Origin of the sequence: Sphingomonas sp. Ant20 (genome assembly GCF_000783375.1) — a bacterium.
GTDB lineage: Bacteria > Pseudomonadota > Alphaproteobacteria > Sphingomonadales > Sphingomonadaceae > Sphingomonas > Sphingomonas aerolata.
Window position 1 is genome coordinate 1 of the sequence record NZ_JRVI01000286.1, and the last position, 14,870, is coordinate 14,870.

A 14,870-nucleotide genomic window follows, 5' to 3' on the forward strand; every position below is an offset into this window, starting at 1 on the left:
GGCTGGGGGGCGTGGCTGCAATATGGCGGGGCGCTCGATCAGGCGGGGCGCTGGCCCGAGGCGCGCGTCGCGCTCCGCAAGGCGGTTGCCCTCGCCCCGACGCAACCGCTCGCGCTGAATTATCTGGGATTCGCGCAGGTCGAGCATGGCGACGACATCGCGGGCTCGATCCGGCTGCTCGAGCGGGCGAGCCGGCTCGATCCCGCCAATCCGTCCGTCACCGACTCGCTCGGCTGGGCCTATCACCGCGCCGGCGATACGCGACGCGCACTGCCCTTGCTCGAGCGTGCCGCGCAGGCGGAGCCGACCAATGCCGAAATCGGCGATCATCTCGGTGATGCCTATTGGAGCATGGGCCGACGGTACGAGGCGCGCTATGCGTGGCAGGCCGCGATCGTCACCGGCGATGCCGAGGAGCGCGCGCGCATCGCCGCGAAGATCGACACCGGCCTGCCGATCGCTGCGCGCCGCTGACCCCTGATCCCGAGACCCCGATGCCGACGACGACCGAAACCGCACCTGCCAAGATCAATCTCGCGCTGCATGTGCGTCACCGCCGCGCGGACGGCTATCACGAGCTCGAGACGCTGTTTGCCTTTGCCGAGCATGGCGACGTCGTCACGGTGCGCACGGCGGACGCGGACAGCTTTGCCATCATCGGGCCGTTCGCCGCGGCATTGCGTCCGGCGGCGGGGGGGCACCGACGCCGCGCCATGGGACGGCAACCTCGTGACGGCCGCAGCGGACGCGTTCGTCGCGACGTTCGGGATCGCCGCGCACCACGCGATCACGCTCGACAAGCGACTGCCGATCGCATCGGGGATCGGTGGCGGCTCCGCCGATGCCGCGGCGACGCTGCGCGCGCTGGCGCGGTTGCACGGCGTCGCGGTGCAGGATCCGGCTCTCCACGACATTGCCGCCCGACTGGGTGCGGACGTGCCCGCGTGCCTCGTCAACCGGACGACGTTCGGGACCGGGCGCGGCGACACGCTCGTCGAGGTCGACGGGCTGGCGGGAACGCCGTTGCTGTGCGTCAATCCGCGCGTGGCGGTGTCGACCGCGGCGGTATTTGGCGCGTGGGACGGGATCGACCGCGGGCCGCTCGGCAAGGGGCCGCTGCTCGAACGCGCGATTGCCGGGCGGAACGACCTCGAGGCGCCGGCCTGCGCGATCGCGCCGGAGATTGCCCGGGTGCGCGCGCTCCTCGACGCAGCGCCGGGCGTGCTGCTCGCGCGCATGTCGGGATCGGGGGCGACCTGCTTTGCGCTGTTCGACAGCATCGCGGCCCGTGATTCCGCGGCGACGGATGCCGCTGCGCAAGGCTGGTGGACGCTGGCGTGCACGCTGCGCTGAACACAGTTCAACTGCCGCTTCGAAACTGTTCGGCTTTGGGACTCCGGACGCTATAAAATCGATTGCATCGCACCAGTCGGAAGCGTCAAATCGGGATGTCCACTACCGGATCGGCGCCACGGTTTGCCGACCGGCCCAAGGTTTCTCCCAAGACGCCGAAGCGGACCCATGATGGGAGGGCGGTCACCGAAAGGCGGCCGCCCTTTTTCACATTCCCGGATGTTCCGCACTTGTTCCGTGAGAACAAAAGCAATACATGGCGTTTGACGCGTTGAATGGCACGCGCGCTTGCTTTAGCGATGGGAGCTTATCGATGGCCGCTAATCTGAAAGTGATCGACACCGGCATGGCAACAGCAACCAACGACCGGCAAAAGGCGCTCGATGCCGCACTCGCGCAGATCGACCGCGCGTTCGGCAAGGGCTCGGCGATGCGTCTGGGCTCGAAGGAGACGATGCAGGTCGAGGTGATCTCGACCGGCTCGCTCGGGCTCGACATCGCGCTCGGTGTCGGCGGCCTGCCGCGTGGCCGCGTGATCGAGATCTACGGTCCGGAAAGCTCGGGCAAGACCACGCTCGCGCTCCACGTCATTGCCGAAGCGCAGAAGAATGGCGGCACCGCCGCGTTCGTCGACGCCGAGCATGCGCTTGACCCGGTCTATGCCAAGAAGCTCGGCGTCAACATCGACGAGTTGATCGTGTCGCAGCCGGACACCGGCGAGCAGGCACTCGAGATCGTCGACACGCTGGTCCGCTCGAACGCGATCGACGTACTCGTCGTCGATTCGGTCGCAGCACTCGTGCCGCGCGCCGAAATCGAGGGCGAGATGGGCGACAGCCATGTCGGGCTTCAGGCGCGCCTGATGTCGCAGAGCCTTCGCAAGCTGACCGGTTCGATCAGCCGGTCGCGTTGCATGGTGATCTTCATCAACCAGCTCCGCATGAAGATCGGCGTCATGTACGGCAACCCGGAGACGACGACGGGCGGCAACGCGCTGAAGTTCTACGCCTCGGTCCGTCTCGACATTCGCCGCATCGGTGCGGTCAAGGCGGGCGACGAGGTCACCGGCAACCAGACACGCGTGAAGGTCGTCAAGAACAAGGTCGCGCCGCCGTTCAAGCAGGTCGAATTCGACATCATGTACGGGCAGGGCGTGTCCAAGCTCGGCGAGATCCTTGATCTCGGCGTGAAGGCCGGGCTGGTCGAGAAATCGGGTGCGTGGTTCAGCTATGACAGCGTCCGGCTTGGTCAGGGTCGCGAGAATTCGAAGACCTTCCTCAAGGACAATCCCGAGACCGCCGATCGTCTTGAAAAGCAGATCCGCGCGCGCACCGACAAGGTCGCCGAGGAAATGATGGTCGGTCCCGACGCCGAAGACGACGCCTGAGTGAGAGTCGGAGCCCTTTTCCTCGCGGGGAAGGGCTCCGCGTCCTGTGACAGGGCGAGGCAGCGTCCAGGCTGATGGTTCGGGCGGGTCTCGTCTCGCCTGGTTGAGCTGATGGGCCGCAGCGGGACGCGTGTTGGGCGATCGTCCGGAAATCCAGTGAGCCCTAGCGGGCATATGCTTCACGACTTGCGTCAAACGCGCCACAAGAGCTGATCTTGTGCGCACAGACGGGAGTTCGACCATGCGATATGGCCAATCATGACCAGTGATCGAGACTGGACCGGACGCGTCGGCGACACCTGGGCCACGGAATGGCGCCGTACCGACCGCAGCTTCGAGGGGCTTGCGCCCGTACTAAACGCCGCGATCCTTGCGGCGGCAGGCCCGCAGACTCGTACTGTTGTCGATATCGGTTGCGGCGCCGGCGCCACGTCGCTGGCCAGCGCGCAGGCGCTGCCGGACGGGCAAGTGATCGGCATCGATCTTTCGCCGACGCTGATCGCAGTGGCGAACCACCGCGCGGGGCACCTGACCAATGTCGTGTTCCGCTGCGCCGACGTCGCGGCGAGCGTCGAGACGCATGCGCCGATCGACCTCTATGTCTCGCGGCATGGGGTCATGTTTTTCGCCGATCCGGTGGCCGCCTTTGCCCTGCTCGCTAAGGCCGCCGCCCCCGGCGCCGCGCTCGTCTTCTCGTGTTTTGCCGAGCGTGCAGCCAATCGCTGGGCGGTGGAAACCGTTGCGGGTGCGGATGACGCATCCGGACCGACGGGGGCCATGACCGCGCCGGGGCCCTTTGCCTTTGCCGATCCCGCCTATGTCGCGGAGCTGCTGAAGCAGGCCGGGTGGCGCGCGACGACACCACAGCGTGTCGACTTCGGCTATCGCGCGGGAGGCGGCGCGGATCCGGTGGCGGACGCGGTCGACTATCTCCGCCGGATCGGCCCCGCGGCGTCGCGGATCCGCGACACGCACGGCGCGGAACGCGAACGGGCGCTGGCGCGTCTGACCAGCGCGTGCGTCGATCGTCTGACCGGGGATGCGGTCGAATTTCCGGCCGCCGCCTGGATATGGACGGCGCACCCGGCGCGCGACAGCCAAGGGAGCCTGCCATGATCACCGTCCACCATCTCGAAAACTCGCGATCGCAGCGGATCCTGTGGATGCTCGAGGAACTTGGGCTGCCCTATGAGATCAAGCGCTATGCGCGCGATCCGAAGACGATGCTCGCACCCCCGGAACTGAAGGCGGTCCATCCGCTCGGCAAGTCGCCGGTGATCGAGGATCGCGACGTCGAAGGTGGCCGGGTCGTGGCGGAAACCGGCGCGATCGTCGAGTATCTCGTCGACAAGGCGGACGGTCGGCTCGGGGCCCCCGCCAAGCGCGCGGATGCGCTGCGCTATCGGTTCTGGCTGCATTATGCCGAAGGCTCGATGATGCCGCCGCTGCTGCTCAAGCTGGTGCTCGCGAAGATTCCGGTGATGGGGAAGATCGCGCTGAAGCGCATCCAGCCGATGATCGATGTCCATCTCGATTACGTCGAGGCAGAGCTCTCGCAACGCCCCTGGTTTGCCGGCGATCAGATGACCGCGGCGGACATCATGATGAGCTTTCCGCTCGAAGCGGCGCGCAGCCGTGCGGGGCTCGACGAATCACGCCCCGCGACGATCGCCTGGCTCGGCAAGGTTCATGCGCGACCGGCCTATCAGGCGGGCCTGCAAAAGGGCGGCCCCTATGCCTATGCCTGACCCGGGCACACGCCAAGAGGCGGGCGGGCCGACCGCCTCCTGACGTCCCGTGCCGCTCAGGCCTGGCCGGGCTTGATCTTCTCATAGCTGTCGACATTCACCTTCGGGCCATGCCCGGTCGGTGCGTGCGGCGGGTCGCGGTCGGCGGGTTCGCGCTCGTCGAGCCCGCCCTCCCATTTTGCGACCACGGTCGCGGCGACCGCATTGCCGATGACGTTGGTCGCCGATCGGCCCATGTCGAGGAAGTGATCGACTGCGAGGATGAGCAGGATGCCGGCCTCCGGGATCTTGAACATCGACAGCGTCCCGGCGATCACCACCAGCGAGGCACGTGGCACGCCGGCAATGCCCTTCGACGTGACCATCAGGACGAGCAGCATGGCGATCTGCTGCCCGATCGGCATGTCGATGCCGTAGGCCTGGGCGATGAACAGCGACGCGAACGTCATGTACATCATCGACCCGTCGAGATTGAACGAATAGCCGAGCGGCAACACGAAGCTGGCGATCCGCGGCGGCACGCCGAACCGGTCGAGCGCCTCGAGCGTGCGCGGATAGGCCGCCTCCGATGACGCGGCCGAGAAGGCGAGGATCAGCGGGTCGCGAATATAGCGCACCAGCAGCCGCGTCCGCGGACCGATGAGCAGGAAGGCGATGCCGATCAGCATCAGCCAGAGCAGCGCCAGCCCGAGATAGAAGGTCAGCATGAAATAGCCGAGATCGCCGAGAATGCTCGGGCCCCGTTCGGCGAGCGTCGCGGTCACCGCGGCGAACACCGCGAACGGCGCGAACCGCATCACGTAATTCGTGATCTGCAGCATCACCGCGACGAGCGCCTCGATCGCCTTGACGAGCGGGGCGGCCTTTTCGCCGACCGCGGTTATCGCGACGCCGACGAACACAGAGAAGACGACGATCTGAAGAATCTCGTTGCTCGCCATCGCCGAGATCATCGAGTCGGGAACGATATGGGTGATGAACTTGGCGAGATCGAATGCGGCTCGGTCGACGCCGCTCGACGCGGTCGCCGGCGGGATGGCGAGCGCGAGGCCGACGCCTGGCTGCAGCACGTTCACCAGGATCATGCCGAGCGTCAACGACAACAGGCTCGCGCAGATGAACCAGCCGAGGCTGCGCAGGCCGACGCGGCCGAGCGCGCCGGTATCGCCCATATGCGCGATGCCGACGACCAGCGTCGAGAAGACCAACGGCGCGATGATCATCTTGATCAGCCGCAGGAACAGCGACGTGACGATCGAGAAATAGCCGGCAATGTCCTTCAGCTGCGCGGCGGATTGCGCGCTGCCGTCGTCAATCGACGCGTTGAGGATCCAGCCGACGACCATGCCGGCGACCAGCCCGAACAGGATATAATAGGTTAGCCGCTTGGCCATTAAACGCTCCCGAAACTCGCGCAGGAGGGAAGGGGATTGCGGCGCCCGGGTCAAGGACCCTATCGTCCCGGCATGGCAATCTCTCCCGATTTACCCACCAGGCGCACGCTCCTCGGTGCCGCCGCCGCGCTCCCGCTGCTGTCGATCGGCGCGGTGCTGCGCGCCGCCGAGCCCGACCTGTCGGCGCTGTCCGATCTCACGGGGGGTGCCAAACCGATCGATGCGGACGAGCGCGCCGCCCGGCTGTCGCGCGCCCAGGCGCTGATGAAGGCGGCGGGAATCGGCGCGGTCCTGATCGAGCCGGGATCGTCGATGCTCTATTTCACCGGTGTCCGCTGGAGCCGGAGCGAGCGGCTGACCGCCGCGATCCTGCCGGTCGAGGGGCAGCCCTGTATCGTCACGCCGTTTTTCGAGGAGCCGTCGGTGCGCGAGACGCTAGCGGTGCCGGCGGAGGTCCGTGTCTGGCAGGAGGATCAGAACCCGCTCGCGGTGGTGGCGGGCTTCCTGCGCGATCGCCGGTTGATTGCGCGGCCGATCGCGATCGAGGAGACGATGCGCTTCTTCGCCGTCGACGCGCTGCGTCGGCTGGTACCGGAGGCGCGGATCGTGTCCGCCAATCCGGTGGTGCGCGGTTGTCGGATGATCAAGACGCCTGCCGAGATCGCGCTGATGCAGACGGCGACGGACGTCACGCTCGCGGCCTATCGCTGGACGTATGCGCGCGTCGAGACGGGGATGACCGGTCCCGAGATCGGCGCGCTGATGACCGCCGCGACCCGGAAGCTCGGCGGGGCGCCCGAATTCTCGATGGCGCTGGTCGGCGAAGCCTCGGCCTATCCGCATGGCAGCCGCGAGATCCACCGCGTCGCGAACGGGCAGGTCGTGCTGATGGATTGCGGGTGCACCGTGCAGGGCTATCAGTCGGACGTCTCGCGCACCTGGGTTCACGGATCGGCTACCGCCGACCAGCGCAAGACCTGGGACCAGGCGATACGCGGCCAGCAGATCGCGTTTGCCGCCGCGCGGATCGGCGCGACCGCGGGCAGCGTCGACGATGCGGTGCGGCAGCATTACCAGGCGCTGGGCTATGGTCCGGGCTATAAGCTGCCCGGGCTGTCGCACCGGACGGGGCACGGGATCGGCATGGACGGGCACGAGCCGGTCAATCTGGTGCGGGGCGAGGCGACGAAACTCGCGGCGGGCATGTGTTTCAGCGACGAGCCCGGCATCTACATCCCCGGGCGCTATGGCATCCGGATCGAGGATTGCTTCCACATGACCGAAGCGGGGCCGAGCTGGTTCAGCGTGCCCCCCACGTCGCTCGATCGCCCGCTGGGCTGACGAGCCCGGGGCCTGTTCAGGCGGCCCGGCTCATCCAGCGTTCGGCATGTGCTAGGGCGGCTGCGTCGTCGACGTCGATCCAGTCGATATCGCTGCAGTCGACGGTCTCGGCACGGTCCTGCGCGGCGAGCATGCGGACGCCTTCGGTCAGCGAGGGACTCGCCAGCGTGGCGAGCGCGTCGCCGAGGCGCGGCGAGATCGCAAAAACGCCCGTGTCATAGGCGTCATGCGGTTCGAGGCCCTTGCCGATCGCTACGATCGCCGACCCGTTGGTCGCGACACACGTGACGTCTTCGGGGTCGACCCAGGGATGGCCGAGCCGGCGGTCGATGCCGAGCCGAAGCCCGTTACCCGATCCGGCGGTGGCCATGCGGCTATACAGCGCGGGGAGGACGAGGTGGTCGCACATCGCGAGAACCGCGTCCTGCCCGGCCAGCGCCTCGGTCGCGGCAAGCACCGATACGCCATTGGGCTCGCGGTGGTCCGCAAGGACGGTTTCGACACGGAGCGGCCAGGCGCGGCTGGCGAGATAGGCCTCGATCGCGTCACGGCCGTAACTCAGCGTGACGATCGCACGCTTGAGGCCGGCCTCCGCAAGACCCTCGAGCGCATGCGCGATGAGGGGGCGGCCGGCGACCGGGCAGAGTGGTTTATAGGGCGCCGAGGCGCGAAGACGGCTGCCCTCCCCGGCGGCGAGGATGACAGCCGTCTCGATCATGTCAGGCGGCCTTGATGAACCGCTCAACCTCGATCTGCGCGAGATCGTCGGTCATCTGCGTGCGCGGGTGCTTGCAGAAATAGGCCGAGGCAGGGTCGATCACGCCGGCGATGCCGCGATCCTTGGCGATCTTGGCGCAACGGATCATGTCGATCGCGACACCCGCAGAGTTGGGCGAATCCTCGACCGACAGGCGCAGCTCGAGATTCATCGGCACGCCGCCGAACAGCTGGCCTTCCATGCGCAGGAAGCAGACCTTGTTGTCGTTCTGCCAGGGGACATAGTCCGACGGGCCGATATGGACATTGTCGTCATCCATGCGCTCGGCCGCGACCGACTGGACGGCTTCGGTCTTCGAGATCTTCTTCGACTCGAGACGGCGATGGTTCGACATGTTGAGGAAGTCGGTGTTACCGCCGGTGTTGAGCTGGTAGGTGCGATCCAGCTTCACGCCGCGCTTGGCGAACAGGTCGGTCAGCACGCGGTGGACGATCGTCGCGCCGAGCTGTGCCTTGATGTCGTCACCGATGATCGCGACGCCGGCGTCTTCGAACTTCTTCGCCCAGACGGGGTTCGACGCGATGAAGACGGGAATGTTGTTGACGAACGCCACGCCGGCTTCGATCGCGCAGTCGGCATAGAATTCGGTCGCTTCCTGCGAACCGACCGGCAGGTAGTTCATCAGCACGTCGGCGCCCGACGCCTTCAGATCCGCGATGACCTGCTCACGCGTCGGCTCTGCGGCGTCAGCGAGGAGGAAGGTGCGGTCGTCCTTGAAGTCGGACATGTGATCGGCGACGCCGTCGAGCGTCTTGCCCATCTTCACGATGGTGCCGGTGTTGCCGACATTGGGGGCGAACACAGCGGTGCAGTTGGGCTTGGCGAAGATCGCCTCGGCGACGTCCTTGCCGACCTTGCGACGATCGACGTCCCACGCCGCGACGACCTTGATGTCGCTCGGCTTGTAGCCACCCATGTCGAAATGCATCAGGCCGACCTGGTCGTTTGCCCCCTCGCGATAATGCTCGAGGCCCTGGACGAGCGAGCTCGCGCAGTTGCCGATGCCGACCACGGCGATCCGAATGCTATTCATTACTGACCCTGTTCCTTACGAAAGATGCATGCGCGACGCGGTCTTCGATCGCGGCGGTGTGGTATTACGGACGAAAGCCCGTTCGACACGACGGTGCCAGACGAGCCCGACGATGGCGACGAGCGTCAGAGGGACGATCTCGAACCACCAGAAGATGCGCGGGTTGCCCGCAAAGCAGGCGACGAAGATCGCCCATACTCTGACATTCGCGGTTAGCAAGGCCATGAAGCGCAATGGCGCGACTGCGCGCGTGGCATAGCTCTGGCCAAGCGCGACAGGATCGCTGGCCTGACCGAGCGTGCGTTCGAACGGCATCGCGATCCGGTCGATGCTGCCGGCCACCCCGTCATAGAAGCGGACGAGCGCGTTGCCGGTCGGCACGGGCGGCGCGTTGAGTGCGACACCGCGGATCCGGCGATGGAAGCGCGAGCGCTCACCCTCGTACATGTTCGACTGCAGCGCGTGCGCGCCACCGGCCGTAACCGCGAGGATCCAGGCCTCTGGCGTGTCGATGGTGAGGGCCAGCGATATATAGATCAGCGCGAACACGCCGTGATCGCACAGACCGTCGAGCATCCGCCCGAGCGGGCTCGCCGTCTTGGTCGCGCGGGCGACCATGCCGTCCAGACCATCGGCGATCAGCCACCCGATCGACAGGGCCAGGCCGACCAGCGCCAAGGCGGGATTGCCCCAATGCGTATAGGCCAGCGCAGCGGCGCCCCCCAGGACCAGTCCCGCCACCGACACCGTGTTCGCCGAGATGCGACGCGCGAGTGCGAGGGGCAAAAGCGCGCGGCCTGCCGGGTGAATCAGCCAAAGGTTAGATGGGATCTCGATCCGGCGATCGCGCGATCCATCCGGTGGAGCCACTGTCATAGGATTTTCATAATGCGCGCGGCACGCGATTTATGCAAGGTCGCCCGGCTCGGCCTGCGGAACGGCTGAGCGCAATTCGTCGATCCAGACCCGCGCGGTTCCATCCGACGGTGCGCGCCAGTCGCCGCGCGGCGACAATGCGCCGCCCGCGGAGACCTTTGGCCCGTTCGGCAGCGCAGAGCGCTTGAACTGGCTCGTCGCGAAAAAGCGCTGAAGAAACCTTTCGAGCCATGCGGTTGTCGTCGGCAGGTCATAGGCGACGCGCGCAGTCGCCGGCAGGTCCGCGGGCCATGCCCCGCTCTCCGCATCGCGCCAGGCATGCCAGGCGAGAAACGCGATCTTCGACGGCGCGAGGCCATAGCGGATCACGTAATGCGCGAAGAAATCGTTCAGCGCATAAGGCCCGATCATCGATTCGGTGCTTTGCAGCGCGCCGTCCGCCCCCGCGGGGACGAGTTCGGGAGAGATTTCCTGCGCGACGATCGTCGACAGGATCGCATCGGTCGCCGCGTCATACTGGCCGGTCCGAATGCACCAGCGGATCAGGAACTGGATCAACGTCTTGGGCACGCCCGCGTTGACCGCATAATGACTCATCTGGTCGCCGACGCCGTAGGTGCACCAGCCCAGCGCCATCTCGCTCAGGTCGCCCGTGCCGACCACGATCCCGCCGCGCTGGTTGGCGAGGCGGAACAGATAATCGGTCCGCAACCCCGCCTGGACGTTCTCGAAGGTGATGTCATAGGCCGGGGAGCCATCGGCGAAGGGATGCCGCATGTCCTCGAGCATGCGCCGCGCCGCGGGGCGGATGTCGATTTCCTCCGCGGTGATGCCCAGCGCGCGCATCAGCGCCCAGGCATTCGCCTTCGTGCCCTCGCCCGTCGCGAAGCCGGGCATGGTGAAGCCGAGAATGTCGGCACGCGGACGGCCGAGGCGGTCCATCGCCTTGGCCGCGACGATCAGCGCGTGCGTCGAGTCGAGCCCGCCCGACACGCCGATCACCAGCGTGCGGGCGTGCGCCGCCTCGAGCCGCTTCGCCAGCGCCTCCACCTGGATATTGAACGCTTCGTAACAATCCTCGTCGCGGCGGGCGGGATCATTGGGGACGAACGGGAAGCGGGGGACGACGCGTTCGAGCCCGCGTCCGCGACCGCAGGATCGGTCAGGTGATCGAACGCGATCCGCCGGACGCGCGTCTCGGGATGCCCCGCAAACGCCGCCGCGTCGTTGAACGTGCCGGTCCGCAGCCGCTCCTGCGCGATCCGCTCGCAATCGCGTCCGCGACGACCAGATCCGGCTCGGTCGCGAAGCGGCGCGATTGCGCGAGCTGTTCGCCGAGCTCGTGGATCAGCCCCTGGCCGTCCCATGCGACCTCGGTCGTGCTCTCGCCCGGGCCCGCCGCGGAATAGACATAGGCGCAGACCGCGCGCGCCGACTGCGCCGCCGCCAGCATCTCGCGCTCGCGCGCCTTGCCGATGACGATGTTCGACGCGGACAGGTTGCAGCAGATCAGCGCGCCGGCCAGTGCACCCGTAGTCGACGGCGGGGTGGGGGCCCAGTAATCCTCGCAGATCTCCGCATGGATCACGAAGCCCGGCAGGTCGCGCGCCGCAAAGATCAGGTCGGTACCGAACGGCACGGACGCGCCGCCGAGATCGATCGACAGCCCCGTCAGTCCCGCGCCGCTCGCGAACCAGCGCTTTTCGTAGAATTCGCGGTAGTTGGGCAGGAAGGTCTTCGGCACGACCCCGAGCACGCGACCGCGCGCAATCACCACCGCGCAATTATACAGCCGCCCCGCGCGCACCAGCGCCGCGCCGACCAGCAGCACCGGCCGCAACGTCGCACTCGCCGCGACGACGCTATCGATCGCCGCCAGCGTCGCACGCTGCTGCGCGGTCTGCAGATGCAGATCGTCGAGCGCATAGGAGGTGAGGTTGAGTTCGGGAAAGACGACGAGGTCGACATGCTGCGCATCCGCCTGCGTCGCCAGCGAGATCGTCGCCGCGGCATTGGCGGCGGTATCCCCGACCGACGCCCGCGGGGTTGCTGCGGCAACCCGGATCAGGCCGTGCGTGTGGATCGCGTAGAATGGATGCGTCATGCCCCCATCGTTAAACGCGCGGGGCAGTTCATGCTACCGGCTTCACCGGCCGGATATGCGCAAGCTGTCAGGGGGCGGTCTGTGCAGAGGTGGCCGCAATCACCCCCTGCACGGCACGGGCGCGCCGGCGTTCGAGCTTCTGCCGTTCGGAGATCTGGTAGGTCTTCGCAATCCGGTACCGCTGCTGCTTCGTCTTCGCGTCGACACTGCCCAGCGCGAGAATGCCGCCAAATGCGAGGATTGCGAATAAGAGGGTGATGAGGTTCAGTTGTCGCGCTTCTGCAGCCTTGTCCGTCATCATCCCGCTCCCATCGCCTGCCGTCATCGGACTCGACAGGTCTTTCACAGCATCCCGCCGAAAAGCCTTCTATGTCCGCAACTTGTCTTGGTCATTCCGTACATCGTACAGCCATTTCGCGGCGTCGAGGTTCCACTGTCCCTGGCAAAAATCCGCACCACGGCCGTTGTGCGATCGGCAGGCGTATCTGCTATCGGAACGGCTTTGTTGCACAAAGATAATTAAGCACAAATATGGTTTTACTGACGAGATCTATGCAACGCGGATGGTGGTCGGTGTTCCTATTTGTGAAAATCGATTGAGAACTGCGGCACGGAGTTTGAGCTCGGTAATCTGACGATCAAAGGTGCGCGATGCGACGCGCTCGCCGAGCAGCTTGAAGCAGTGCATCTTCGTCTCGACCAGGCTGCGGCGATGGTAGCCGCTCCACTTCTTCCAGATTGTTCGACCGAGCCTTTTCATCGCGCGTAGCGTTTCGTTGCGAGCATCGGCGCCGGCCGCCGGCTTCTTCCATGCTGGCCGCCCCGGCCGCACGGGAATGACCGGCAGTCTGCCGCCCCGGGCTGCGATCGCGGCCCGACACTTTCTGGTGTCGTAGGCGCCATCACCCCCGACGATCGTAATCCGTTCGTCCGTCGGGATTTGCGCCAGCAGATCCGGCAGTGTCGCGGCGTCGCCAATCGCATTGGTTGTGACCTCGATGGCCCGGATCTCCAGGGTTTCGGCGTCGATCCCAAGGTGAACCTTACGCCACTGGCGACGGTAGGAAGCGCCGTGCTTGCGCGTCTTCCATTCGCCTTCGCCCATCATCTTGATCCCGGTACTGTCGACCAGCAAATGCAGACCACCCGTACTGGCGCGACCATCAAGTGACACCGCCAATGTCTTCTGCCGACGGCATAGCGTCGTGTAATCCGGCACCGGCCAATCCAGCTTTGCCAGCTTCAGCAGGCTGGCAACCAGTCCCGTCACCTGCCGTAGCGGCAGTCCGAACACTATCTTCAGCGTCAGGCAAACCCTGATCGCGCTGTCCGAAAACCGCATCGGCCGACCTCGACGACCAATCGGGGGCTGCCAGCCAATCCATGCCCGGGTCAAACCAGACCTCCAGCGACCCGCGGCGCTTCAGCGCTGCGTTATACTCGCTCCAGTTCGTCGTGCGGTACTTCGGCATGGTCGGTTTTGGCATCCATCCCACCTACGCTTCCTGACCCTCACAGGGAATCCCAACGCCCTTTGTGCAACAAAGCCGTCTGCGGTGCCCAATAGCCTGAATAATGCGTGCCGTCGCGCGTGGTCGTGCCCTGCCCCGGCCAATAGGAGATCGCGTCGTTATTGGCGAACGGCTTGCCATTGACGTCGGTCGCGGGCGTCAGGACATTGCCCTGCGCGTCGCGGTCGCTCCACCACAGCCAGCTTTCCGCCTCGCTGCGCAATTCGCGGTTGGTCCGCTTCTGCCACACGCCGCCGACCAGCAGGCCGAACGTCTCGTCCTCGTTCTTCCACGACAGCTGGCCGCCGAGCTGCGGCTCGAACTTTTCGGTGGTGTCCGAATAGGTGCCCTCGGTCGAGACGAAGCCTGACCAGGCCGGGACGTCGAACGGCTTGCGCGTGTTGAGGATGATCGTGCCGCCGACACCGCCTTCTTCCAGCCGTGCCTCGGGCGACTTGTAGACCTCGGTGCTGGCGATGAAACTGGACGGCAGCAGGACATAGTTGAACGACCGCTGTGGATCGCCGCTGTCCGCGCCGGCCAGGAAGTTGCCGTTGAGCAAGGTCAGCGTCAGGTCGGACTGGAGCCCGCGGATGCTGACGCGCGCGCCTTCGCCGCCGTCGCGCGTGATGACGACGCCCGGCACGCGCTGCAGCGCGTCGGCGACGTTCTTGTCGGGGAACTTGCCGATGTCCTCGGCGGTGATGACGTCGACGAACGCATTGGCTTCGCGCTTCTGGTTCAGGCTCTTCTCGATCGAGCGGCGATAGCGGTGACGACGATATCCTGCTCACCCGCAACGGCCGACGCGGTGTCCGCCGTCTGGCCCGAGGGCGCGGTCGCCGTCGATGCGGGCGTTACCGCGTCGGGCGTTCCGGTGTCGCCGGTCTGCGGTGTCGCGGCGGCTGCGGGCAATGGCGGCGCCACCTCCTGCGCGTGCGCCGTCCCGGCCAGTGCCGCGCTCAGGCTTGCGCCCGCGAGCAGAAACCGCAGCGCGCGGCGGCGGTGCGACGGAACGGCATATATTGTCTTGGTTGCGCTCATCAGACTTCCCCTTTTCGGCGTGCGGGACGTCCTTGCCCGCTTCACGTCACCCTGCTGATCGCGTGCCTGCCCCCGTATTCGGGTGGGACGTCCGGTTCATCGGATCATCACGGTACGTCGTCTTTGCTTGCCTATTTGCCAATTATAAAAGTAAATTGTCAAATGGATTATGCGGAGCAGATTTATGCCGTTTCGGTCTCAACATTCGCAACATTCGCCGCGGCCCCGGACTTGGCCGAACCGGCACTAATCCTGCCAGGCGGTCCGCCGACGGCGCGCCGTCTTGCCAAATCGCGCCGCA

General features: G+C 66.2%; 12 protein-coding genes and 3 pseudogenes. 6 read left to right on the forward strand and 9 right to left on the reverse strand.

The features are described from left to right. The 5 genes and pseudogenes from NI18_RS20355 to NI18_RS20375 form a co-directional block, all read left to right on the forward strand. On the forward strand, positions 1 to 474 hold a 474-nt coding region (locus tag NI18_RS20355), incomplete at its 5' end, for a tetratricopeptide repeat protein (protein WP_037532958.1). A gap of 20 nt (positions 475 to 494) precedes the next feature. Further along, positions 495 to 1,353, forward strand: a pseudogene (locus NI18_RS20360) (4-(cytidine 5'-diphospho)-2-C-methyl-D-erythritol kinase). 313 nt (positions 1,354 to 1,666) lie between these two features. Beyond that, positions 1,667 to 2,740: a recombinase RecA gene (gene recA, locus NI18_RS20365; protein ID WP_031396669.1), complete on the forward strand. Its 1,074-nt coding sequence runs from the start codon at positions 1,667 to 1,669 to the stop codon at positions 2,738 to 2,740. Between the two features lie 258 nt (positions 2,741 to 2,998). Beyond that, on the forward strand, positions 2,999 to 3,856 hold the full coding sequence (locus NI18_RS20370; protein WP_042467728.1) for a class I SAM-dependent methyltransferase: 858 nt from the start codon (positions 2,999 to 3,001) through the stop codon (positions 3,854 to 3,856). Next, positions 3,853 to 4,488, forward strand: coding sequence for a glutathione S-transferase (locus NI18_RS20375; RefSeq protein ID WP_031441732.1), 636 nt, complete (start codon positions 3,853 to 3,855; stop codon positions 4,486 to 4,488). Before NI18_RS20370 ends, NI18_RS20375 begins: the two co-directional genes overlap by 4 nt. Positions 4,489 to 4,544: 56 nt before the next feature. Here NI18_RS20375 and NI18_RS20380 read toward each other — a convergent pair whose 3' ends face one another. Further along, positions 4,545 to 5,882 (reverse strand): dicarboxylate/amino acid:cation symporter, encoded by a 1,338-nt coding sequence (locus NI18_RS20380; protein ID WP_037532961.1) that lies wholly within the window; start codon positions 5,880 to 5,882, stop codon positions 4,545 to 4,547. 72 nt (positions 5,883 to 5,954) lie between these two features. Here NI18_RS20380 and NI18_RS20385 point away from each other — a divergent pair, with 72 nt between their 5' ends. Continuing rightward, positions 5,955 to 7,223 (forward strand): Xaa-Pro peptidase family protein, encoded by a 1,269-nt coding sequence (locus tag NI18_RS20385; RefSeq protein WP_037532969.1) that lies wholly within the window; start codon positions 5,955 to 5,957, stop codon positions 7,221 to 7,223. Between the two features lie 16 nt (positions 7,224 to 7,239). Here NI18_RS20385 and NI18_RS20390 read toward each other — a convergent pair whose 3' ends face one another. The 8 genes and pseudogenes from NI18_RS20390 to NI18_RS27535 all read right to left on the reverse strand — a co-directional run bounded on the left by NI18_RS20390 (position 7,240) and on the right by NI18_RS27535 (position 14,569). Continuing rightward, a complete protein-coding gene (locus tag NI18_RS20390; protein ID WP_037532972.1) occupies positions 7,240 to 7,941 on the reverse strand; it encodes an NTP transferase domain-containing protein in 702 nt (233 codons plus the stop codon). 1 nt (position 7,942) lies between these two features. Then, positions 7,943 to 9,034, reverse strand: a complete 1,092-nt coding sequence (locus tag NI18_RS20395) for an inositol-3-phosphate synthase (RefSeq protein ID WP_031396675.1) — start codon at positions 9,032 to 9,034, stop codon at positions 7,943 to 7,945. 15 nt (positions 9,035 to 9,049) lie between these two features. Beyond that, a complete protein-coding gene (locus NI18_RS20400; protein ID WP_306286564.1) occupies positions 9,050 to 9,820 on the reverse strand; it encodes a CDP-alcohol phosphatidyltransferase family protein in 771 nt (256 codons plus the stop codon). A 120-nt stretch (positions 9,821 to 9,940) separates the two neighbouring features. Continuing rightward, positions 9,941 to 12,014, reverse strand: a pseudogene (locus NI18_RS20405) (NAD(+) synthase). Between the two features lie 67 nt (positions 12,015 to 12,081). Beyond that, positions 12,082 to 12,312: a hypothetical protein gene (locus NI18_RS20410; RefSeq protein ID WP_128082360.1), complete on the reverse strand. Its 231-nt coding sequence runs from the start codon at positions 12,310 to 12,312 to the stop codon at positions 12,082 to 12,084. A 252-nt stretch (positions 12,313 to 12,564) separates the two neighbouring features. After that, positions 12,565 to 13,501: pseudogene (locus NI18_RS20415) on the reverse strand (IS5 family transposase). Between the two features lie 25 nt (positions 13,502 to 13,526). Further along, positions 13,527 to 14,282 (reverse strand): TonB-dependent receptor plug domain-containing protein, encoded by a 756-nt coding sequence (locus tag NI18_RS23830; protein WP_128082361.1) that lies wholly within the window; start codon positions 14,280 to 14,282, stop codon positions 13,527 to 13,529. Continuing rightward, a complete protein-coding gene (locus NI18_RS27535) occupies positions 14,267 to 14,569 on the reverse strand; it encodes a hypothetical protein (protein WP_128082362.1) in 303 nt (100 codons plus the stop codon). The genes NI18_RS23830 and NI18_RS27535 overlap by 16 nt, the downstream gene beginning before the upstream one ends. Positions 14,570 to 14,870: the final 301 nt, after the last annotated feature.